Below are 19,953 nucleotides of genomic sequence, written 5' to 3' on the forward strand. Positions count from 1 at the left end.
GAGGGGGTATCGGTCACGGCCGGATCTCGACCGTGTCGGTCAGGCGCAGCATCTCGAAATCCGAGATCAGGATGGCGAGTTCGACGCTCCAGCGGCCGGGCACGGGCAGGCTGAGAGCGTCGATCCGCCAGAGCCCGTCCGCGCCACGGACGGCCCGGCGTTCGATCGCCTCGATGCCGGCGGCGGGGTTGGCGAAGGAAAGCGTCAGTTCCTTCGCCGGCAACGGGCCGAACTCACCGTTCATCAGCATGACCGCGACATGGACAGGCCCGGCGCGCCCCGGCGTCAGCGTGACGTCGGCCATCGCGGTCAGCGTGTGTATATGGATGGTGGCCGGCTGCGCGGCAGCGATCGCGAGCGCGCGCGGCGGCGGGGTGAAACGCCAGAGCGACGCCGTGCCGACAATCGCGAGCATCAGCACGAGTTCGACGGCGACGATGCGCCCCAGAACGCGACCGGCGACCAGCCGCCCGGTCTCGACCTGCGCCGTCAGCCGCCAGCGGTTGAACCCGGCGAGCCCCAGGACGAGCGCGACCAGCGCCAGCTTGGCCAGCAGCACGCGGCCATAACTGGTCTCGATCAGCGCGGCGGGCCGCTCGACCTGCACCACCGCGAGCACGAGCCCGCTGCCGAGCAGCACTGCGACGATGGCAGGGATGCGCGAGGAGAAGCCCCGCAGCGTCGCGGCGGCATCGCCACGTCTCAGCGCCTGGATCAGTGGTAGCAGGGCGCCCGCCCAGAGCGCGATGGACGCCGCGTGCAGGAACACCGCCGGCCGCATCAGGGCTTGCGGGCTGGCGGCGCTGGCATGGCCGCTCGATGCCAGGGCAAGCCCCACCAGGCCGACGCCGCACAGCCCGGCGATCTGACCGAGGCAGCCTGTCAGCCGCAGCGCCAGCAGGCCGCTCGCCAGCGCGCCGGCGGCGATCGCGAGCATCGAGGCCAGGCTGGTGCCCAGGGCCGCTCGCCAGACCGGCGGCTGGAACACCGCCCCGAGATCCCCCCCCAGCGCGTCGAGCCCCTGCGCGGCCAGCGACAGGGGCAGTGCGACCAGGCCCAGCAGAAGGGCGGCGCTGACGGCGCCTCGCGCCCGCGCCGGAAGCGGCGCGACCCAGGCCACGAAGGCGGCGCCGCCGCAGCCGATGAACAGGCCGAGATAGAGCGCGACGCGGCCGGCCCAGAGCATGGGCCGCACGCCGGAGGGCTGCGTCTCGGCGATGGGGGCCGTCGGGCTCGGTGCGCCGATCGAGAACAGCACGGATCCGCCGACCGGGTGGCCGTCCGCCGAGACGACGCGCCAGCTGATCACATGCGTGCCAGGCGAAAGCCCTGCCGGCGCCGCGATCACCAGCGTGCGGTCCCTGAGCTGGACCTGGTCGAGCGGTGTGGCTGTGCCATCGGGTGCGATCAGCCGCAGCGCCAGCGGTGACACCGGCTCGCTGAAGCTCAGCGTCATCTCTGACGGCGCGGCGGGAAGCACGCTGCCATCCGCCGGGCTCGCGCCGTTCAACGCCGCATGCGCCAGCGCGCTGCCGCTCGCAGCAAAGGCCGCGAACAGCAGGGCGGTCAGCACAAGGGCAAGGCGATGGAGTGCGGCCATGATGGTTCCGGAGACGACGGTCAGTCGCGGCCGGGCGCAGAGGCCCGGCCGCGTGGCTCGGTTCACTTCTTCGGGGTGAGCTTCAGACCCGGGGCCGGGAACTTGTAATCGTCGGCGGACTTGCCTGCGGCGGGGATCTCGATCCAGCGCTCGACGCCGCCGCCCTCGCATTCCTGCACGACCGGGACATGGAGCGTGGTGTCGGGCTTGAGGTCGGTCGTCAGGAAGGCCCGGAAGACGAACTCGTCATAATGCTCGTCGAGCAGCCGGCCACCGCTCCAGACCACTTCCCGGACGCCGTCCGAGACCGGCGTCCCGTAGTAGTCATAGGCCTTCGCATAGGGGCCCTTGACGGTCTCCAGCGTCCAGCCGGCCTTCGGCATCGGCTTGACCGCGATCACCCCTTCCGGGATCTGCACGCGCACCTTGATGGTCGCGGCGCCCTTGCAGCCATGAGGCACGCGCGCCACGGCCTTGTAGGTCGAGCCGACCGCCGCGGTCTGCGTCTCCAGCGTGACATGGGCGAAAGCGGGGCCGGCGACGAGCGCAGCGAGGGTGGCGAGCACGATACGGATCGACATGGGACTATCCTTCGAGTGACGAGGCCCCGAGGGGGCGGTGTGATGGGGGCGAGAGGCAACGGCGCGCGGGCACCGCTGTGGATCAGCCGCGCAGCAGTGCGGGCAGGATGTGCGACAGTGCGATCGCGGCGTTTCCGCCCAGCCAGAGCCAGGCGACCTTCAGCGCCGGTTCGAGCGGGACGGCGCGATCAACCGTGATCAGCGCGACGGCTGCGATCAGCAGGCCCGTCGCGAAACACGCACATAGGCGCGTCAGCGGATGGAGGGGCATGGAGGGTGTCCGTGCTGCTCGGCACGGCCGCAGGTCATGATCGCGGGAGATCAGCCTGGTGCCGGCCCGGGTCCGTAGGCGTGAGCGAGCCTGCGGGCATCCTCGGGATGCGCGCGGGCGGGATCAGGCCTGGGACGGCGGGGCGCGCGGATTGGCCGGCGAACGGCCTGCGACATAGCCCTGCGGCGCGTCGAGATGGCGCGCGAAGGCGATGAGATCGACGGGGCGGTGAACGACTGGCACGAAGCTCGCGGCGGGTGTGGCCAGGCCACCGCCCGACAGGGCGCAGCCGATCACGCAACAGCTCGTGCGGTCATGCTGGGCCGTGCCCTGGTCGGACGCCGCGGGCGCCGGCATCTCGCCCGGCGCGCAGAGTGCCAGCGCCAGCGACCGGTCGAGGCTCACGCTCGCGGCATGGGCGCCCGAGGCCAGCCCCGTGAAGACCGCCTGCAGCACGAGCAGATAGGCCGCGATGATCGCGACCCAACGGCGAGATGCTGCGTTTTTGCGAAATGCGGACAAGGGCGGGTCTCCCGGCTCGCTTCCTAGCACCGGGACGAGGCCTGTCAAAGGGGGGACGCTGCGGCGGCTTGTCCGTCCGGGCCGTTGACAACCGAGTAATGTTATACTGTAACAAAATCCAACGATCTCTCCTGGGACTGCCCGCCATGACCGAGGCCCTCTTCATCGACCGCCGCCTGCCCGTGACCGTGCTGTCCGGCTTTCTCGGCGCGGGCAAGACGACGCTGCTGAACCACATCCTCAACAACCGCGAGGGCAAGCGCGTCGCGGTGATCGTCAACGACATGAGCGAGGTCAACATCGACGCCGACCTGGTGCGCGAGGGCGGGGCGGACCTGTCGCAGACGCAGGAGAAGCTCGTCGAGATGAGCAATGGCTGCATCTGCTGCACGCTCCGAGACGATCTCCTGAGCGAGGTGCGCCGGCTCGCCGCCGAGAAGCGCTTCGACTACCTGCTGATCGAGGGCACCGGCATCGCCGAGCCGCTGCCGATCGCCGCGACCTTCTCCTTCCGCGACGAGAACGACCAGTCGCTGGACGATGTCGCGCGGCTCGACACCATGGTCACGGTCGTCGATGCGCTCAACCTGCTCGCCGATTATGACAGCCGCGACTTCCTGGCCGATCGGGGCGAGACGGCCGGCGAGGGCGATGGCCGCACGCTGGTCGATCTCCTGGTCGAGCAGATCGAGTTCGCCGACGTCGTCGTCATCAACAAGATCGGCGAGGCGACTCCCGAGCAACGCGAGAAGGTTCGCCAGGTCGTGCGCGGTCTGAATGCCGACGCCCGGATCGTCGAGGCCGATTTCGGCCGCGTGCCGCTGGCCACTGTGCTCGACACCAGGCTCTACAGCGAGGAGCGCTCGCAGGAACATCCGCTCTGGCACAAGGAGCTTTTCGGCTTCAAGGACCATGTCCCGGAGACCGAGGAGTACGGCATCCGCTCCTTCGTCTACCGGGCGCGCCGCCCCTTCCACCCGCGCAAGCTCTACGATCTGCTGGAGCAACGCCTGCCCGGCGTGATCCGCGCCAAGGGCCATTTCTGGCTGGCGACCCGGCCGCGCTGGGTCGGCGAATACTCGCTGGCCGGTCGCATCACCCGCACCGAGGGCATGGGCAGCTGGTGGGCCGCCGTGCCCAAGGAACGCTGGCCGCGCTCGGAGGAGTTCGCCTCGCTGATGCGCAAGCACTGGTCGCAAACCTGGGGCGACCGGCGCCAGGAACTGGTCTTCATCGGCACGCAGGCGATGGACGAGGCGGTCATTCGCGCCCTGCTCGATTCCTGCCTCACCGGCAGCCCGGCGACCGGCATGACGCAGGGCCTGCTCATGCTCGAGGATCCCTTCCCCGCCTGGGACCGGCAGGCGGCCTGAGCCATGCGCGATCTCGAAAAGACCGGGCGCCGCGCCGCGCCTGCGAAGGGCTGCGACATTCTGTCTTGCGGCGCAGCATCCGGCGTGCTCTTTTCGCCGCGTCGGTTCCCGAGAGGGATCAAAAGGGAATCCGGTGCGGGCCCGTCAGGGCGCAAATCCGGAGCTGCCCCCGCAACTGTCAGCGGCGAGCGACGTTCGATCATGCCACTGGGTTCGCCCGGGAAGGCCGAACGGAGCATCGACCCGCGAGCCAGGAGACCTGCCGACGTCGTGAAGCCAATCGACCGGGCGGGGTGCCCCGGAAGGAGCTCTGATGACGGTCGCTCTCCCGCGCGGGCTTTTCGCGCGTCCGGAACGCAACGGCGCCACAGCACCGACCGCTCCCCGTCCGTGGGAGCCCGGTGACGGATGCTGCAGGAAACAACCCTAGATGCCGCGCAGGACGCTGGGCCATCGGGAGCGAATTTCGGCCTGAAGGACGAGATCCGCGCCTATTGGTCGAGGCGCGCCGAGACCTTCGATCTCTCCTATGGCCACAAGATCAGGTCGCGCGGCGAGTTCGACGCCTGGTCGAGACTGATCGCGCACCATGCCCCGATCGCCCCCGGCGACCGTGTGCTCGAGCTCGCCTCCGGCACGGGCGAGGTCACGCGCGTGCTGCTCGGCTTCGGCTGCAGCGTCGATGCGCTCGACCTCTGCGAGCCGATGATCGAGCGCGCGAAGCGCAAGCACCGTGGCTCCGCCGTGCGCTTTCATCTCGGCGATGCCGAGAACACGATGATGCCCGACGCCCGCTACGATCTGGTGATCTGCCGGAATCTCGTTTGGACGCTGGTCGATCCGCAGGCCGCCCTGGCGGACTGGCTGCGCGTGCTGAAGCCCGGCGGGGCGCTGGTCGTCGTCGATGGCGACTGGGTCAACCGCTCGCGGCGGGCAAGGCTGTTGCAGCGCCTGTCGGGCTGGGTCGACCGGCTGACGGCCGCGCCGCGTCTCTGGGACGAGGCGGCGCATCGGCGGATCATGCGCGGCGTCTTCTTCCGCGACGGGCTCAAGGCGCCCGCCCTCGCCGCCATGGCGTCGGCCGCCGGCTTCGTTGCCATCCGCACCGGACCCCTGACCGGAATCGGGCGCCGCCAGTTCGCCTCTGCCTCCTGGAGCGAGCGGCTGCGGCTGCTCGCGACCTATGACGACACCTTCATCCTCTCGGCCCGCAAGCCGATGCTCGCCGCCAACACCCCCGGAGCCTCCCCATGATGTCCACGCCTCTCGACCGTCGCGCCCTCCTGTCGGGCGCGCTCGCCGGCGCGGCCGCGCTCGCCGCGCGCCCGACCATCGCCCAGGCTGCGGGCCCGGCCGAGCTGCGCATCGCCCAGCCCTGGGAGGTCAAGACCCTCCAGCTCGGCGAATCCGGCTTCACCTTCACCCGCGCCGGCATCACGGAGACGCTGGTCGCCTCGCTGCCGGACGGGCGCATCGCGCCGGGCCTGGCCCAGTCCTGGAGCGTCAGCGACGACGGGCTGCAGTGGCGCTTCCGGCTGCGCGACGCCGTGTTCCATGACGGCACGCGGCTCGATGCCGCCGCCGCCAAGGCGTCCTTCGACCGGCTGCTGCCGCAATCGCTCTATCTGAAGCGCGCCGGCATCGCCGCGGTGGAAGCCGATGGGCAGGACCTCGTGCTGAAGCTCGATAAGCCGTTCGGCCCGCTCCTGTCCTATCTGGTCGACAACTCCGCCGCGCTGCTGGCACCCGGCGCCTTCGACGGCGAGGGCCGCGTGCGGGCTATCATCGGCACGGGCCCGTTCAAGATCGGCGCGGCTGAGCTGCCCCGCAGCCTGGCGCTCGTCCGGCACGAGGCCTATTGGGGCGAGAAGGCCCGCGTCGCCGCCGTTCGCTACGACGCGGTCGGCAATGGCGACACCCGCACCAACATCGCCGTCGCCAAGGATGCCGACATCGTCTTCAACCTGGCGGCGCAGGGCGTCGGCCGCGCGGGATCGGCCGGCATGACGATCGAGCGGGTGATCATTCCGCGCACCCACATCCTGATGCTGAACTGCGCCAAGCCGCAATTCGCCGAAGCTCCGGTGCGCCGGGCGCTCAGCATGGCGCTGGATCGCGAGGGCATCGCGGCGGGCATCATGCGCAACAAGGCGCTGGCGGCGACGCAGTACCTGCCGCCGACGCTGGCCGAATGGCACTTCACCGACCTGGCTCCGCTCCGGCAGGATGTCACGGCCGCCAACGCCCTGCTCGACGCCGCCGGCTGGCCGCGCGGCGCCGACGGCATCCGCGCCAAGGGCGGCGTGCGCTTCGCCGGCACCGTCCGCACCTTCGCCAACCGGCCTGAGCTGCCGGTGATCGCCACCGCGATGCAGGCGCAGCTGCGCGCGATCGGCTTCGATCTCGCCATCAGCGTCGGCGAGGCGCAGGCGATCTTCGAGGCGCAGAAGGACGGCTCGCTCGAACTGGGTCTCAGCTCGCGCAATCTCGTCATCGTGCCCGACCCGATCGGTACCATCGCGCTGGACTATGCCGCCGACAGCATCGCGCCGGGCTCGACGGGCACCACCGGCTGGCGCCATGATGGGTTGAGGCAGGAGGTGGCGCGCTATCTCGCCGAGGCGGACGACAAGCGCCGCGCCACGGCAAGGCGCGCCATCGCCGGCATCATCCATGAGGAGCTGCCGATCATCCCCGTGACCTGGTACGACCAGATCGTCGCCGTTCATCCGCGGGTCTCCGGCTTCGTCACGGACCCGCTCGAGCAGCGCTACTTCCTCGACAGGGTCACGATCGCGTCGTGAGTGCAGCCCGGTCTTCGTTCTGGCCCGGCGGCGCCGCGGGCACCGTCCTGCGCATCGTCGCCTCGCGTCTGGTGCAGGCGGTGCTGACGGCGCTCGTCCTCGCCAGCCTCTGCTTCGCCTTTGTCCAGGCGCTGCCGGGGGATGCGGCCCTGCGCATCGCCGCCGCCCGCAGCGGCGACGACCGGGTCACGGCGGAGTCTGTCGCGCGAGTGCGCGAGCAGGAGGGCTTGGATCGGCCTCTCCTGGCGCAATATGCGAGCTGGATCGGCCGGCTCGCCCAGGGCGATCTCGGTCACTCGCTGGTGTCGCGCCAGCCCGTCTGGAGCGAACTGGCCGAGCATGGCCGCTTCACGCTCGGTCTCGGCGCGCTGGGCTGGCTGCTCTCCTATGCCCTCGCGCTGCCGCTCGGCATCGCCTGCGGTTTCAGGCCCGGCGGCTGGCTCGACCGGGGCACCAACGCGCTGGCGGTGGCGCTCGCCTCGATGCCGAGCTTCCTCGTCGGCATCGGCCTGATCTCGCTCTTCGCGCTCACCCTGCGCTGGCTGCCGCCGGCGGGGTTCCGCACCGGCGCGCATATGGTGCTGCCGGCGCTGACGCTGGCGCTGGGGCTGGCCGCCTTCTCGGTGCGGATCATCCGCAATGCGGTGGTCGAGGTCCGCGGCGCCTTCTACATGACGTTTGCGCGCATCCGCGGCCGCAGCGCCGGCTCCGCCTTCCTGCATCATGGCGTGCGCAACGCGGCGATTCCCGTGGCGACCTTCGCCGCCCTGCAATTCGCCTATGTCGTCGACGGCTTCGTCGTGGTCGAGACGCTGTTCAACTATCCAGGCCTCGGCGACCTGCTCGTCAAGTCGCTGCTGGCGCGCGACGTGCCGATGATCATGGGCGCGGGCATGGTCGTCGGCCTGATGTATGCCGCGGTCAATCTCCTCGCCGATCTCGCCTGCATCGGGCTCGATCCGCGCCGTCTCGCTGGGCGTAGCGCATGACGCTCGCCCTGACGCATCCGCCCACCCGCATCCGCCGTCCGCTCGTCGCCCCGCTGCTGCTGCTCGGCGGGCTCGCGGCGCTGGTCGTGATCGGCCCGCTCGTCATCCCGCATGACCCGGCCGCGCAGGACCTCGTCCGCACGCTGGAGGGTCCGAGCGCGCAGCACTGGTTCGGCACCGACCATCTCGGCCGCGACATCGCCGCCCGCCTCGTCCATGGCGGCGTGCGCTCGCTCGGCATCGCCGTCGCCTGCGTCGGCTTCGCCACCGGGGTCGGTGTCGCGCTCGGGCTCGTGGCGGCCTATGCCGGCCGCGTCGCCGACATCGCGATCATGCGCCTGGCCGACCTGATGCTCGCCTTCCCCGGCATCCTGCTGGCGCTGCTGATCTCCGGCTTCCTCGGCGGCGGCGTCCTGCCCATGCTGATCGGCATCAAGCTCGCGCTCTGGCCGCAATTCGCGCGCATGGCCCGGGCGATTGCCATCGGCGAGCTGGCGCAGCCCCATGTCGAGGCGGCGCGCCTCGCCGGCTTCCCGGCCCTCACGATTCTTCGCCGGCATGTCCTGCCGCCGGTGCTGCGCCAGACCGTGACACTGGCGACGCTGGGGCTCGGCGCCGCGATCATGTCGATCTCCTCGCTCGGCTTCCTCGGGCTGGGCCTGCAGCCGCCGACGCCCGAATGGGGCGCGATGATCAGCGAGCTTCTGCCCTATCTGGCGGAGGCGCCGGTGCAGATGGCGGCGCCTTGCCTGGCGATCTTCCTCGCCGTGCTCGGGGCGACGCTGCTCGGCCAGGCCCTCGCCGAGCCGCCCACCATGCCGGAGGAGATGTGATGACCGCGCCCGCACTGGCCCTTTCGGGACTGACGATCCGGGACCGGAGCGGCACCGCTCTGGTCTGCGATGTCGACCTGACGCTCGAGGCCGGCTCCGTGCTGCTCCTGATCGGCGAGACCGGCAGCGGCAAAAGCTTGATCGCCCAGGCCGTGATGGGCCTCCTGCCGGCCGGCTTCTCCGCCAGCGGCAGCATCGCCATCAACGGGCATGCACCGGTCGAGGCCAGCCAGGCCGGGCTGCTGCGGCTGCTCTGGTCGCGCGAGACGCTGCTGTTGCCGCAGGAGCCCCGCGCCGCGCTCGACCCGACGATGCGGATTGCGCCGCAGCTCTGGGATGCCGGGGCGCGCGACGGCACGGCGCGGCACGGCGAGGCCGGTCATGGGCTGACGACGCAGGAGGCGCTGGCCGCAGTCGATCTGCCGCCGCGCGTCTCGCGCGCCTTTCCGGCCGAGCTGTCCGGTGGCATGGCCCAGCGTGTCCTCGTCGCCTCCGCGCTGGTCGGCCGCGCGCCGCTGGTCGTCGCCGACGAGCCGACCAAGGGGCTCGATGCCGCGCGCGTCGCCCAGTCCGCCGCGCTGCTCGCCTCGCTCGGCGGCGCCGGACGCGCGCTGCTCGTGATCACGCATGATGTGGCGCTGGCGCGCGCGCTCGGCGGTCAGTTGGCGGTGCTCCGCGACGGGCGCATCGTCGAGCAGGGCCCGGCGGACACCGTCTTCGCCGCCCCGGACCATCCCTATACGCGCGCCTGGCTCGCTGCCGACCCCTCGACCTGGCGACCCTGCCTGCGTTGCTGCGACCTCGAGGCGCCGGTGCTCTCCGCGCATGGGCTGTCCTTTGGCTTCAGCCGCGCGGAGCCGCTGTTTTCCGGTGTCGACGTCCATATCCCGCCAGGCGGCATTCTCGGCCTCACCGGGCGCAGCGGCTGCGGCAAGACCACGCTCGGCAACATCCTGCTCGGCCTGCAGCCCCCGTCGGCCGGAGCCGTGAATTGGCAGGGCGTCGACCCCTATCGCGATCGCACCGGCGCGCGCCGCCTGCGTCAGCGCTACCAGAAGCTTCATCAGGATCCGGCGAGCGTCTTCCTGCCCGGACGCAGCTTCGCGCGCCAGTTCGCCGATCTCGCCGAGGTCGTGCCGGGTCTCGCGCTCGACGAAGTGCTGCCGCCGCTGCTCGAGCGGCTGAGGCTCGACCGCAAGCTGCTCGCGCGGCGCCCCGGCGAGGTCTCGGGCGGAGAGGCCCAGCGCCTCGCGCTGGCGCGCATCCTCCTGCTCAAGCCGGCGTTGATCGTCGCGGACGAGCCGACCTCGCGCCTCGACCCGCTGGTCCAGCGCGAAGCCATCGCGCTGCTGGCGGAGATCGTCGCCAGCGAGAGCCTCGGCCTCGTCCTCATCAGCCATGACCGGGCGCTGCTGGCGGCGACCGCCGACGAGGTGCTCGACATCGGTGCGGGCGAGGGGACGACGACCCTGCCGGGCTTCGCCCGGGGCCTTCAGGGCGCCTGATCGTAGCCGAGATAGGCGCCGAGCTTCATCATCGCCGTGTAGATCTGGCGGCCCGTCGCGTCATCCATGATCAGCGGCCGGCCATCGACGACGAGATAGATCAGGTTCTCGTCCTGCCAGTCGCTCGAGCGGCCGAACTCGATCTCCAGCGGCGCGCTGCGGTCGGTCTGGTCGATGACGACGCCGTCGTAATAGGGGGTGCTGGACAAGGATGGCTCCTCTGCGGCGGCGCGGCTAGCGCTTGGTCAGTTCGATCTCGGGGATGGTCGGTCCGCCCGAGGCCCGCTCGCCGTCCACGAAGACGGGGGACGGCTTCCGCGTGATCCGAAGGGTGATGTAGATCGCGACCAGGGCGGACAGCGCCATCAGATAGACCAGCATCCCGCGCGCGCCCATCGCCTGCATCAGGGCGGTCGCGACGACAGGCCCGACCGCCGCGCCCGTGCCCCACAGGAAGAGAAGCTGAGCCGAGAGCCCCACCGCCTGCTCGCGGCCGATCCGCAGATAGGCATGGGTGACGGCCACCGTGTAGAGCGGAATGCTGCAGCCGCCGATCAGCGCGAACAGCGAAAACAGCCACACACGCGCCTGAGCCACATCGGCTGCCTGGATCACCAGCAGCGTCGCGGCCGTCGCGGTGACGAGGCTGACCGCGCAGAGCATGATGAGACGGCTGGCGACGCGGTCGGCCAGCAGGCTCATCGGCCACTGCATCAGCAGCGCGCCGACCTGGATTCCCGCCGTCAGCAGGATCGTGTTGCGCTGGTCGAGCCCGGCGAGGATGCCATAGGCCGGGATGACGCTGGTCAGCGGGCCGCTGACCAGCCCGACATAGAGGCAGCCCACCACGGCGGCGGGGGCCTGCCGCCACAGCGCGCGCAGGCCCACCGAGACCACGTCGCTCGACTCCGGCCCGCGCGCCCGCGTCAGCGCCACCGGGATCAGCGCGAACGAGAACACCATGCTGGCGAGCAGGAAGACATCCTGCGACTGGATCGCGACATAGCCGACGCCGAGCTGGGAGCCGATCATCGCCACTCGGTTGAGCAGCTGATAGACGCCGAAGATGCGCCCGCGCCGGGCTCCGCTGGCCTGCCCGCTGATCCAGCTCTCGATGCAGATGCCGTGTCCCGCCGCGGCCAGCCCCATCATGAGGCGCGGGCCGCCCCACCAGGGCTCGGGGATCAGCGCGAAGCTCAGCGTCGCGGCCGCCTGCAGCGCGGCGAACACGGCGAAGGCGCGGATATGCCCGATGCGGCGCACCAGCGACGGCATCGCGAAGCAGCCGATCAGAAAGCCGACGGAATAGGCCGAGGCCACGAGGCCGATCAGCAGCGGCGGCTGCCCGGCGATCGCCATGCGCAGCGGCACCACCGTGTTGACGATGGTGCCCGCGAGCTGCAGCAGCAGGGCTCCCGAGACGATGGCGCCCAATGCGGCGAAGGAACCCGTCGCGGGCTTCTGCGTCGTCATGGGGCGACACCGGGGGGCGGGCGCCGAAACCCGGACATGACCATGGGAGAGCGGTCTTGCGCGGGACGACCCGCAGCATATCTCGCCCTCTCAACGATGAAGGCTACGCCGATGCAGACCACCGATTTCCGCTTTCCGGGAGTCCTGAACTCGAAGGAGCTGCTCGTCGCCGAGGCCGTGCAGGCCCGCGCCTGGGCGGTCCTGGCCGGCAAGGGGCGCATCCGCGACGATGACGAGGCCGCCCGGGCCAGGCTCGGCGGTATCGTCGTCCGCCTGATGGCGGACGGCTCGCAGTCGATCGGGGACCTCGCCAGCGCCGCGATCGACAGCTTCGAACGGGGTGCGCTCTGAACCGGGTCGGCGGATCGGGCTGGCGGCATTCGCGATCTCTTCGGAGCGGCTTTTCGCCCGGGCCGCCCGAGGCGACGCCAGAGCGAATCGCCGACATAACAGCACGATGATCGCGGCCGGGCCATGGCGCCGGGCGCAGGCCCGCGAGCCTGCTCCGGCGCCGAGATGGGGTCGACGGCTCAGCCGCCGACGGTCAGCATGATCTTGCCGAGATGGGCGCTGGACTCCATCAGCGCGTGGCCCTGCCGCGCCTGCTCCAGCGGGAAGGTCGCATGGATGATCGGCTTCACCGTGCCGGCCTCCAGCAGCGGCCAGATCTCCTGCCGCAGCTTGTCGGCGATGTCCGCCTTGAGCGCCACGGAGCGCGGCCGAAGCGTCGAGCCGGTCAGCGTCAGCCGGCGGATCATCATCGCGGTCAGGTCGAGTTCGGCCTTGGGGCCCTGCAGGAAGGCGATCTGCACGATGCGCCCCTCCACCGCCAGCGCTGCGATGTTGCGCTGGATATAGGGCCCGCCGACCATGTCGAGGATGACGTTCACGCCCTGGCCGTCGGTCAGGCGCTTGACCTCCGCCAGGAAATCCTGCGCGCGGTAATCGATCGCTTCATCGGCCCCCAGCGAGCGGCAGAAATCGCATTTCTCGGGCGAGCCCGCTGTCGCATAGACGGTGGCGCCGAACTGCTTGGCGAGCTGGATCGCGGTCGAGCCGATGCCGCTCGAGCCGCCATGGATCAGGATGGTCTCGCCGGCGCGCAGCCGCCCGCGGGTGAAGACGTTGTCGTAGACGGTGAAATAGGTCTCGGGCAGGCCGGCGGCCTCCAGCAGCGAAAGCGGCTTCGGCACCGGCAGGCAGAGCACCTCGTCGGCGACGGCATATTCCGCGTAGCCGCCGCTGATCAGCAGCGCACAGACGGCCTCGCCGATGCGGCTCTCGGCCACGCCCGCGCCGACCGCGACGATGTGACCGGAGACTTCCAGCCCGGGGACCTTGGTCGCGCCGGGCGGCGGCGGATAACCGCCGGCCCGCTGCAGGCAATCGGGCCGATTGATCCCGGCGGCAGCGACTGCGATCAGGACCTGGCCCGCTCCCGGCTGCGGCACGGGGGCGGTCTCGATCTCGATCACCTCCGGCCCTCCGGGCCCGGAAAAGCGCACCTGCTTCATCGTCTGCGGCAAAGCCATCATCGTCTCCATGGGGCGGCGCCGGGATGCGCCTTCGCCGCACCTTGTGGCGACGACGCGGGGCCGGTTCAAGGGTCGGGCCGCCCGGACGCTTACTGCAGCAGGCGCGGCAGCCAGAGGCTGATCGCAGGGACATAGGTGATCAGCGCCAGGCTCAGCAGCAGCGGAACCAGCCAAGGCAGGATCGCCATCGTCGTTCGCTGGAAGCTGAGATTGGCGACGCGGGCGAGAACGAAGAGCACGAGCCCCATCGGCGGATGCAGCAGGCCGATCATCAGGTTCAGCACCATGACGAGCCCGAAATGGACGGGGTCGATGCCGAGCTTGAGCACGATCGGCAGCAGGATCGGCGTCAGGATGGTGATCGCGGCGGTGGGCTCGAGGAAGCATCCGACGAACAGCATCAGCGCATTCGCCAGAAGCAGGAACATCGCCGGGTCGGAGGTGAAGGCGAGCACCCAGCCCGCGATCATTTCCGTGGTGCGCGACACCGCCAGAACCCAGCCGAAGACGGACGCCGCCGAGACGATGAAGAGCACGGTGGCGGTCAGTTCGACCGTCTCCATCGAGGCCTTGATCACCATCCGGCCGCTCAGCGTCCGGTACCAGACGGTGCCCAGGAAAACCGCCCAGACGCAGGCCGCGATGGCGCCTTCCGTCGCGGTGAACAGGCCCGACGTCATGCCGCCGATCAGTAGCACCGGCGTCATCAGCGGCAGAACGGCAGCGAAGCGGAAGACCTTGTCGGCCGCGAGCAGCAGCACGAACCCAGCGATCACCGCGATGCGCGGCGAGACGCCGGCATCGACCGCAAGCCAGATCGCGAGGGGAAAACCGGCCACGATCGCGAGCTCGCCCAGCACGCGCAGAATCCGCGGCCATTCGAACGGCACGTCGCCGCCCCATTTGTTGCGGTGGGCATAGAAGCTGACCGTCGCCATCATCAGCAGGGCCATGACCATGCCGGGCACGATGCCGGCGAGGAAGAGCTTCCCGATCGAGACATTCGCCATCATCCCGTAGACGACGAAAGGCAGGGAGGGCGGGATGATAGGCCCGAGCGTCGCCGAGGCGGCGGTGATGCCGACGGCGAATTCGACATCGTAGCCATGCTCGCGCATCGCCTTGATCTCGATGGTGCCGAGACCGGCGGCGTCCGCGACCGCCGTGCCCGACATGCCCGAGAAGATCACCGAACCGACGACATTGACGTGGCCGAGCCCGCCCCGCATCCAGCCGACGAGGCCGAGCGCGAAATTGTAGATCCGGTTGGTGATGCCGGCCGAGTTCATCAGATTGCCGGCGAGGATGAAGAAGGGTACCGCCAGCAGCGGGAACGAATCCAGCCCCGCGAACATGCGGTGGATGATGACGAAATCGGGCGCGATGCCGGTCGCGAGAATGTAGATCAGCGACGAGCCCGCCATCGCGATGGCGACGGGGATGCCCGAGCCCATCAGGGCGAGGAAGAGCAGCTTGAAGGACAGCGCGCTCATGACGACGCGCCCGCCGTCTCCGGGCGTTCCAGCACGCTGTAGCCGTTCGCCCAGTTGCGCCGCGCGACCTGGATCGCCCGCAGCGTCATCGCCGCGAAGCTCAGCATGACCACCCCATAGACCCAGCCGATCGCGATCGGCGCGACCGACATGGGCTGGCTGCCGATGCGGGAGATCAGCTGCCAGGTCAGCCAGACGGCGTAGCCGAAGAAGGCGATCCGCCCGAGATCCACCAGCGTCGAGAGCGGCCGCGTGATCCAGCGCGGCAGCCAGTGATAGAAGAAGTCGACATGGATGTGGCTGTTCTTGCGCACCGAGCCGACGATGCCGATGAACACCGTGCAGACCAGCAGATAGCGCGCGATCTCCTCGGTCCAAGCGGCGGAATCGTTCAGCGCATAGCGCGTGAAGAACTGGTGGAAGACCGTCGCCCCGAGCACGCAGAACACCCCGAAGCCGAGCCACTCCTCGATCGCATAGACCGAGAGGTCGATCGCCTCGTCCTCGACCTGGAATTCCCCCTTCTCGTTGAGGACGGCGGGCTGATCGTCGAGGCGGGCCGGCGTGGTCATGGGGGAGTCCGCAGCCGGCCTACTTCAACGCCACCAGCGCGTCGAAATCGGCCTGGACGAAGCCGAAATCCGCCGGCTTCGAGCTCGCCAGCACGGCCTTCTGGAAGGCGGCCTTGTCGACCGTATGGATCGTGCTGGTGCCGGCCTTGACGATCTCCTGGCGCAGCTTGTCGTCCTCGTCGCGGATCAGGGTGGAGGCGTGCAGGCTGCCCTCCTGCATCGCCTGGACGAAGATCGCCTTGTCCGCGTCGGAGAGCTTCTTCCAGGTGGCGCCGCCGATCACCGTGTTGAGCACGTCGATGACGTGGCCGGTGAGCATGATGTGCTTCTGCACCTCGTGGAATTTCTTCGACCAGATCGTGTTGAAGGCGTTCTCCTGTGCGTCGACGACGCCGCTCTGCAGGGCGGTGTAGACCTCGGCCAGTGCGATCGGCGTCGGGTTGGCTGAGAGCGCCTTGGGGAAGGCCATGTAGGCGGCGGCGTCGGGCACGCGGATCTTGAGGCCCTTCATGTCGGCGGGCGTCAGGATCGGCCGGCTGGAGGTGACGTGCCGCTCGGCGGCATAGGTCAGCGCGACGATGCGGTTGCCGGTCGCCTTCTCGTAGCCGTCGGCGAGGCGCCGGTAGAGGTCGCTCTTCGCATAGGCCTGGACATGGTCGAAATCGCGGAAGGCGAAGGGGAAATAGGTCACGCCGAGCGGCTTCGAGACCTGGGCCTGGAAGCTCGCGGCGCTGATGATGATGTCGACCGTGCCGAGCGAGAGGCCCTGGTTGAGATCCGATTCCTTGCCGAGCGTGGCAGAGGGGTAGAGCTGGATCTTGTAGCGCCCGCCGGTGCGCTGCTCGATCAGCTCGGCGGCCTTGACCGCGCCCTTGTGATGCGGCTCGGCCGGCTCGTAGACATAGGCCCATTTCAGCGTGGTCTGGGCCTGCGCGGGCAGGGCCATGAAGGAGAGCGCCGCCGCGGCGAACGCCGCCAGCAGGCTGCGGTGCATCGAGGCCTTGGTGGTCACCGTCATTCCCGTCTCTCCCCTTGGCTTCGGGCTTGCGTCGGCGCCCGATCCGGCCGCTCGCGTCCGGCTGTCGGCACAGCAAGCGACATGCCAGCCGAACGAAGCCGTTCCCGGACGATAGCGCCTGAAATGCATGCGGAAGACAAGCGCGATTGTTCGCATCTTGTGCACATTGTGCACGCACTATGCGTGTGGTAGCCGGTCGCTGGGCTGCGATGGGAGATGACGTGCCATGCGAAATACCTTGCGCCGGCAGCTGGCCGACGGGCGCACGCCGATCGGGCTCGCGGCCTGCGTCATCCGCACGGTCGAGATCGTCACCGTCACGCGCAGCTGCGGCTTCGATTTCCTGCTGGTCGACATGGAGCATGGGCCGATCGCGATCGGTGACGCCGCCTCGATCAGTGTTGCCGCCTTCGAGGCCGGGCTGCCCTGCCTGGTCCGCGTCGGCGGGCCTTACGCGCCGGACTTGGCGCGCGTGCTCGACTGCGGCGCCGAGGGCGTGGTGGTGCCCCATGTCGAGACCGCCGCGGAGGCGCGTCTGATCGTCGAGAAATGCCGCTTCCAGCCGCTCGGCAAGCGCTCTCTGCCGAGCCCGCTGGCGCGGCTCGGCTTCCAGGTGCCCCCGGCCGCCGAGATGGTCAGGCGGATCGAGGCGGACACCGTCATCGTGGCCATGGTCGAGAGCGCCGGCGGCGTCGCTGAGGCCGGTGCCATCGCGGCTGTTCCCGGCGTCGACGCCGTCATCATCGGTGCCAACGACCTCGCCGCCGACATGGGGCATCTGGGAGCGGTCGACCATCCCGAGGTGCTGGCGGCTTTCGCGGCCGTTGCGGCGGCGACGCTCGCGCAGGGCAAGATCTTCGGGGTCATCGGCGTCGGCGCGGCGCTGTTGCAGTCGCATGCGCTCGATCTCGGCGCCCGGCTGATCGTCGCCACCAACGACATCAACCTCCTGATCGACCAGGGAACCGCGGTCGCGCAGACATTGCGCGCGCGCACAGGGCAGGTCGCTCCCGCCGCCCGGTGACCGCCGCTTAAGGCCGCGCCCGCGCTAGTCGGCCGCGGGAGCGAGCCGGCAGGTCGAGCGGGTGAACACCTCGATCTGCGACAGGGCGGCATCGAGCGTCGCGAAGGGGCCGTGCTTCATCGCGCGCATGCTCTCGGCGACGCGCTCTCCGGGAATGATTCGGTATTCGTCCGGCGCCGCCAGCTCGACGCGCCCCATATTGCGTCCGAGCAGGTCGATCAGGGCCCAGCTGGTCGGGCCGCTGGGCGTTACGATGATGTCCATGGTCGGCTCCGCAGGCACATCGCCCGGCCGCGAGGATCGCACGTTTCAGGGCTCTGCGCCTCTCCCTTCGGATGGCCCGCGGCACGCATGCCACAGCCCGCCGGAAAGGCCTCCCGAGCGGCGGCATTTACCAGCCGTTAACCATTGGCTGAATACACCGAAGACACCGAAAATTTACCAAGATGACCGCCGTGTTAACCAAACCCAGGCCCATCCGCCTCAAGGGGCGCTCCTACCTTGCCTTGACGCTGACCCCCGAGCTGCCGCTCGAGGACTGGCTGATCCGGCTCGACGAACTGGCCGCGCTCTCGGCCGGCTTCTTCCTGCGGCGGCCCGTCGTGCTCGACATCGAGGGGCTCGAACTGGACCGGGCGGAGCTGCGCGACCTCGTCGGCAAGCTCTCCGGTCGCGGCGTCCGGATCATGGGCATCGAGGGGGCCAGGGCCTCCATGCTGGGCTCCGATCTGCCGCCGGCGATGTCGGGCGGGCGCTCGACCGCCGATGTCGAGCAACCGGCGGCCGAGGCGGTTCCGGTGCCGGACGCAGTGGCGCCGGAGAGCGTCGTCCGCTCCGACCCGACGCCGGGCAAGCCGGTGCCGTCGATCATCGTCACGCAGCCGGTGCGCTCTGGCCAGTCGCTGTTCTTCCCGGAGGGCGACGTCACCATCGTCGGCTCGGTCGCCTCGGGCGCCGAGGTCGTCGCGGGCGGCTCGATCCATGTCTACGGGACGCTGCGGGGCCGGGCGCTCGCCGGCACCATGGGCAACGCGTCGGCGCGCATCTTCTGCAGCCGGCTCGAGGCCGAGCTGCTGGCGATCGACGGCTTCTACAAGACCGCCGAGGACATGGAGCCGGAGCTGCGCGGCAAGGCCGTGCAGATCTGGCTCGAAGGCGAAACATTCAAGGTCGGGTCGATCGCCTGACCGGGCGACATCGGGACAATCGGGAGAGGTCTATGGGCAAGGTCATCGTGGTCACCTCGGGCAAGGGGGGCGTCGGCAAGACGACCTCGTCCGCCGCGCTGGGGGCGGCGCTCGCCAAGGGTGGCGATAAGGTCGTGGTAGTGGATTTCGACGTCGGGCTGCGCAATCTCGACCTCGTCATGGGGGCCGAGCGGCGGGTCGTCTACGACCTCGTCAACGTGATCCAGGGCGAGGCGAAGCTGACCCAGGCGCTGATCCGCGACAAGCGCGTCGAGACGCTCTATCTGCTGCCGGCCTCGCAGACCCGCGACAAGGACAACCTCACCGCCGAGGGCGTGGAGAAGGTCATCGGCGCGCTCAAGAGCGTCTTCGACTGGGTGATCTGCGACAGCCCGGCGGGCATCGAGCGCGGCGCGACGCTGGCCATGCGCCATGCCGACGTCGCCATCGTGGTGACCAATCCGGAGGTCTCCTCGGTGCGCGATTCCGACCGCATCATCGGCCTGCTCGATTCCAAGACGCTGCGCGCCGAGAACGGCGAGCACATGGAAAAGCACCTGCTGCTGACCCGCTACGACCCCGTCCGGGCCGAGCGTGGCGACATGCTCAAGGTCGACGACGTGCTGGAGATCCTCTCCATCCCGCTGCTCGGCATCATCCCCGAGAGCATGGATGTCCTGCGCGCCTCCAATCTCGGCTCGCCGGTGACGCTGGCGGATGACCGAAGCGCCCCCTCGATCGCCTATTTCGAGGCCGCGCGCCGGCTCCAGGGCGAGAATCTGCCGATCATGATCCCCGGCGAGAAGCGGGGCTTCTTCGGCAAGATCTTTGGAAGGAAGGCGGCATGAACCTGCGTCGTTTCTTCTCGCGCGTTCAGTCGGCGCCGGCCGCCCGCGAACGCCTCAAGGTCCTGCTGGCGCATGAGCGCGCCGCCGTCGGCGATTCCGATCTGGTGTCGAAGCTCAGGGACGAAATCCTGCGAGCGATCTCCAAGCACATGCAGATCGATGCCGACAAGGTCACCGTCAAGATGGAGCGCGGCGCCCAGGTCTCGACGCTGGCCGTCGACATCGAGATCCCCTTCGACGTCGTCCGCAAGGCCGCCTGAAGCGGCTGCGCCTTGCCGCAGCCTTCCCGAACCGAGCCCGGCCGCCGCGGTGCGCCGGGCTCTCT

Annotated in this window: 22 protein-coding genes and 1 riboswitch; of the genes, 11 read left to right on the plus strand and 11 right to left on the minus strand. The window is 69.8% G+C overall.

The window, feature by feature from the left end:
* Positions 1–13: 13 nt before the first annotated feature.
* From BSY19_RS08265 to BSY19_RS08280, 4 genes are all read right to left on the minus strand, one after another.
* Positions 14–1,600, minus strand: coding sequence for a copper resistance CopC/CopD family protein (locus tag BSY19_RS08265; RefSeq protein WP_069053739.1), 1,587 nt, complete (start codon positions 1,598–1,600; stop codon positions 14–16).
* A 62-nt stretch (positions 1,601–1,662) separates the two neighbouring features.
* Entirely contained in the window at positions 1,663–2,181 is a 519-nt protein-coding gene (locus BSY19_RS08270) for a YcnI family copper-binding membrane protein (protein ID WP_069053740.1), read from the minus strand.
* A gap of 82 nt (positions 2,182–2,263) precedes the next feature.
* Complete coding sequence (locus BSY19_RS08275; RefSeq protein ID WP_069053741.1) at positions 2,264–2,452, minus strand: hypothetical protein; 189 nt, start codon at positions 2,450–2,452, stop codon at positions 2,264–2,266.
* A 123-nt stretch (positions 2,453–2,575) separates the two neighbouring features.
* Positions 2,576–2,974, minus strand: a complete 399-nt coding sequence (locus BSY19_RS08280; protein WP_069053742.1) for a DUF2946 family protein — start codon at positions 2,972–2,974, stop codon at positions 2,576–2,578.
* A gap of 146 nt (positions 2,975–3,120) precedes the next feature.
* Between BSY19_RS08280 and BSY19_RS08285 the strand changes: the two genes are divergently transcribed.
* The 6 genes from BSY19_RS08285 to BSY19_RS08310 all read left to right on the plus strand — a co-directional run bounded on the left by BSY19_RS08285 (position 3,121) and on the right by BSY19_RS08310 (position 10,478).
* Complete coding sequence (locus tag BSY19_RS08285) at positions 3,121–4,347, plus strand: GTP-binding protein (protein ID WP_069053743.1); 1,227 nt, start codon at positions 3,121–3,123, stop codon at positions 4,345–4,347.
* Positions 4,348–4,432: 85 nt separating this feature from the next.
* Positions 4,433–4,628, plus strand: a riboswitch (cobalamin riboswitch).
* Positions 4,629–4,755: 127 nt separating this feature from the next.
* Positions 4,756–5,601 carry a class I SAM-dependent methyltransferase gene (locus BSY19_RS08290; RefSeq protein ID WP_069053744.1) on the plus strand — a complete coding sequence of 282 codons (846 nt, stop codon included), beginning with the start codon at positions 4,756–4,758 and terminating at the stop codon, positions 5,599–5,601.
* Positions 5,598–7,151, plus strand: a complete 1,554-nt coding sequence (locus tag BSY19_RS08295; protein ID WP_069053745.1) for an ABC transporter substrate-binding protein — start codon at positions 5,598–5,600, stop codon at positions 7,149–7,151. The genes BSY19_RS08290 and BSY19_RS08295 overlap by 4 nt, the downstream gene beginning before the upstream one ends.
* Positions 7,148–8,140 carry an ABC transporter permease gene (locus BSY19_RS08300; protein WP_083247486.1) on the plus strand — a complete coding sequence of 331 codons (993 nt, stop codon included), beginning with the start codon at positions 7,148–7,150 and terminating at the stop codon, positions 8,138–8,140. Before BSY19_RS08295 ends, BSY19_RS08300 begins: the two co-directional genes overlap by 4 nt.
* The gene (locus tag BSY19_RS08305; RefSeq protein WP_069053746.1) at positions 8,137–8,973 is read left to right on the plus strand and encodes an ABC transporter permease; all 837 of its coding nucleotides are present in this window, start codon (positions 8,137–8,139) and stop codon (positions 8,971–8,973) included. The genes BSY19_RS08300 and BSY19_RS08305 overlap by 4 nt, the downstream gene beginning before the upstream one ends.
* Positions 8,973–10,478 (plus strand): ABC transporter ATP-binding protein, encoded by a 1,506-nt coding sequence (locus BSY19_RS08310; protein ID WP_069053747.1) that lies wholly within the window; start codon positions 8,973–8,975, stop codon positions 10,476–10,478. Before BSY19_RS08305 ends, BSY19_RS08310 begins: the two co-directional genes overlap by 1 nt.
* On the opposite strand, the gene BSY19_RS08315 is transcribed toward BSY19_RS08310, so the two are convergent.
* Positions 10,466–10,687 (minus strand): hypothetical protein, encoded by a 222-nt coding sequence (locus BSY19_RS08315; RefSeq protein WP_069053748.1) that lies wholly within the window; start codon positions 10,685–10,687, stop codon positions 10,466–10,468. The two genes, BSY19_RS08310 and BSY19_RS08315, sit on opposite strands and share 13 nt — an antisense overlap.
* 25 nt (positions 10,688–10,712) lie before the next feature.
* The gene (locus tag BSY19_RS08320; RefSeq protein WP_083247487.1) at positions 10,713–11,951 is read right to left on the minus strand and encodes an MFS transporter; all 1,239 of its coding nucleotides are present in this window, start codon (positions 11,949–11,951) and stop codon (positions 10,713–10,715) included.
* Between the two features lie 111 nt (positions 11,952–12,062).
* Here BSY19_RS08320 and BSY19_RS08325 point away from each other — a divergent pair, with 111 nt between their 5' ends.
* Complete coding sequence (locus BSY19_RS08325) at positions 12,063–12,302, plus strand: hypothetical protein (RefSeq protein WP_069053750.1); 240 nt, start codon at positions 12,063–12,065, stop codon at positions 12,300–12,302.
* A 179-nt stretch (positions 12,303–12,481) separates the two neighbouring features.
* Here the strand turns inward: BSY19_RS08325 and BSY19_RS08330 are convergent, their stop codons facing one another.
* The 4 genes from BSY19_RS08330 to BSY19_RS08345 form a co-directional block, all read right to left on the minus strand.
* Positions 12,482–13,486, minus strand: a complete 1,005-nt coding sequence (locus BSY19_RS08330) for an NAD(P)H-quinone oxidoreductase (RefSeq protein WP_083247885.1) — start codon at positions 13,484–13,486, stop codon at positions 12,482–12,484.
* A gap of 89 nt (positions 13,487–13,575) precedes the next feature.
* Positions 13,576–14,979 carry a TRAP transporter large permease gene (locus BSY19_RS08335; RefSeq protein WP_069053751.1) on the minus strand — a complete coding sequence of 468 codons (1,404 nt, stop codon included), beginning with the start codon at positions 14,977–14,979 and terminating at the stop codon, positions 13,576–13,578.
* Entirely contained in the window at positions 14,976–15,551 is a 576-nt protein-coding gene (locus tag BSY19_RS08340) for a TRAP transporter small permease (protein WP_069053752.1), read from the minus strand. The genes BSY19_RS08335 and BSY19_RS08340 overlap by 4 nt, the downstream gene beginning before the upstream one ends.
* 19 nt (positions 15,552–15,570) lie before the next feature.
* Positions 15,571–16,569: a sialic acid TRAP transporter substrate-binding protein SiaP gene (locus tag BSY19_RS08345; protein ID WP_442856691.1), complete on the minus strand. Its 999-nt coding sequence runs from the start codon at positions 16,567–16,569 to the stop codon at positions 15,571–15,573.
* 226 nt (positions 16,570–16,795) lie between these two features.
* On the opposite strand from BSY19_RS08345, the gene BSY19_RS08350 reads away from it, so the two are divergent.
* Positions 16,796–17,593 carry an HpcH/HpaI aldolase family protein gene (locus BSY19_RS08350; protein ID WP_069053753.1) on the plus strand — a complete coding sequence of 266 codons (798 nt, stop codon included), beginning with the start codon at positions 16,796–16,798 and terminating at the stop codon, positions 17,591–17,593.
* A gap of 24 nt (positions 17,594–17,617) precedes the next feature.
* Here the strand turns inward: BSY19_RS08350 and BSY19_RS08355 are convergent, their stop codons facing one another.
* Entirely contained in the window at positions 17,618–17,857 is a 240-nt protein-coding gene (locus BSY19_RS08355) for a hypothetical protein (RefSeq protein WP_069053754.1), read from the minus strand.
* A 182-nt stretch (positions 17,858–18,039) separates the two neighbouring features.
* Between BSY19_RS08355 and minC the strand changes: the two genes are divergently transcribed.
* The 3 genes from minC to minE are packed head-to-tail and all read left to right on the plus strand — an operon-like array spanning position 18,040 to position 19,888.
* Positions 18,040–18,780: a septum site-determining protein MinC gene (minC, locus tag BSY19_RS08360; RefSeq protein WP_069053755.1), complete on the plus strand. Its 741-nt coding sequence runs from the start codon at positions 18,040–18,042 to the stop codon at positions 18,778–18,780.
* A gap of 32 nt (positions 18,781–18,812) precedes the next feature.
* Positions 18,813–19,628, plus strand: a complete 816-nt coding sequence (gene minD / locus BSY19_RS08365) for a septum site-determining protein MinD (RefSeq protein ID WP_069053756.1) — start codon at positions 18,813–18,815, stop codon at positions 19,626–19,628.
* Positions 19,625–19,888 (plus strand): cell division topological specificity factor MinE, encoded by a 264-nt coding sequence (gene minE, locus BSY19_RS08370; RefSeq protein WP_069053757.1) that lies wholly within the window; start codon positions 19,625–19,627, stop codon positions 19,886–19,888. Before minD ends, minE begins: the two co-directional genes overlap by 4 nt.
* Positions 19,889–19,953: the final 65 nt, after the last annotated feature.

It is taken from the genome of Bosea sp. RAC05 (genome assembly GCF_001713455.1).
Lineage (GTDB): Bacteria > Pseudomonadota > Alphaproteobacteria > Rhizobiales > Beijerinckiaceae > Allobosea.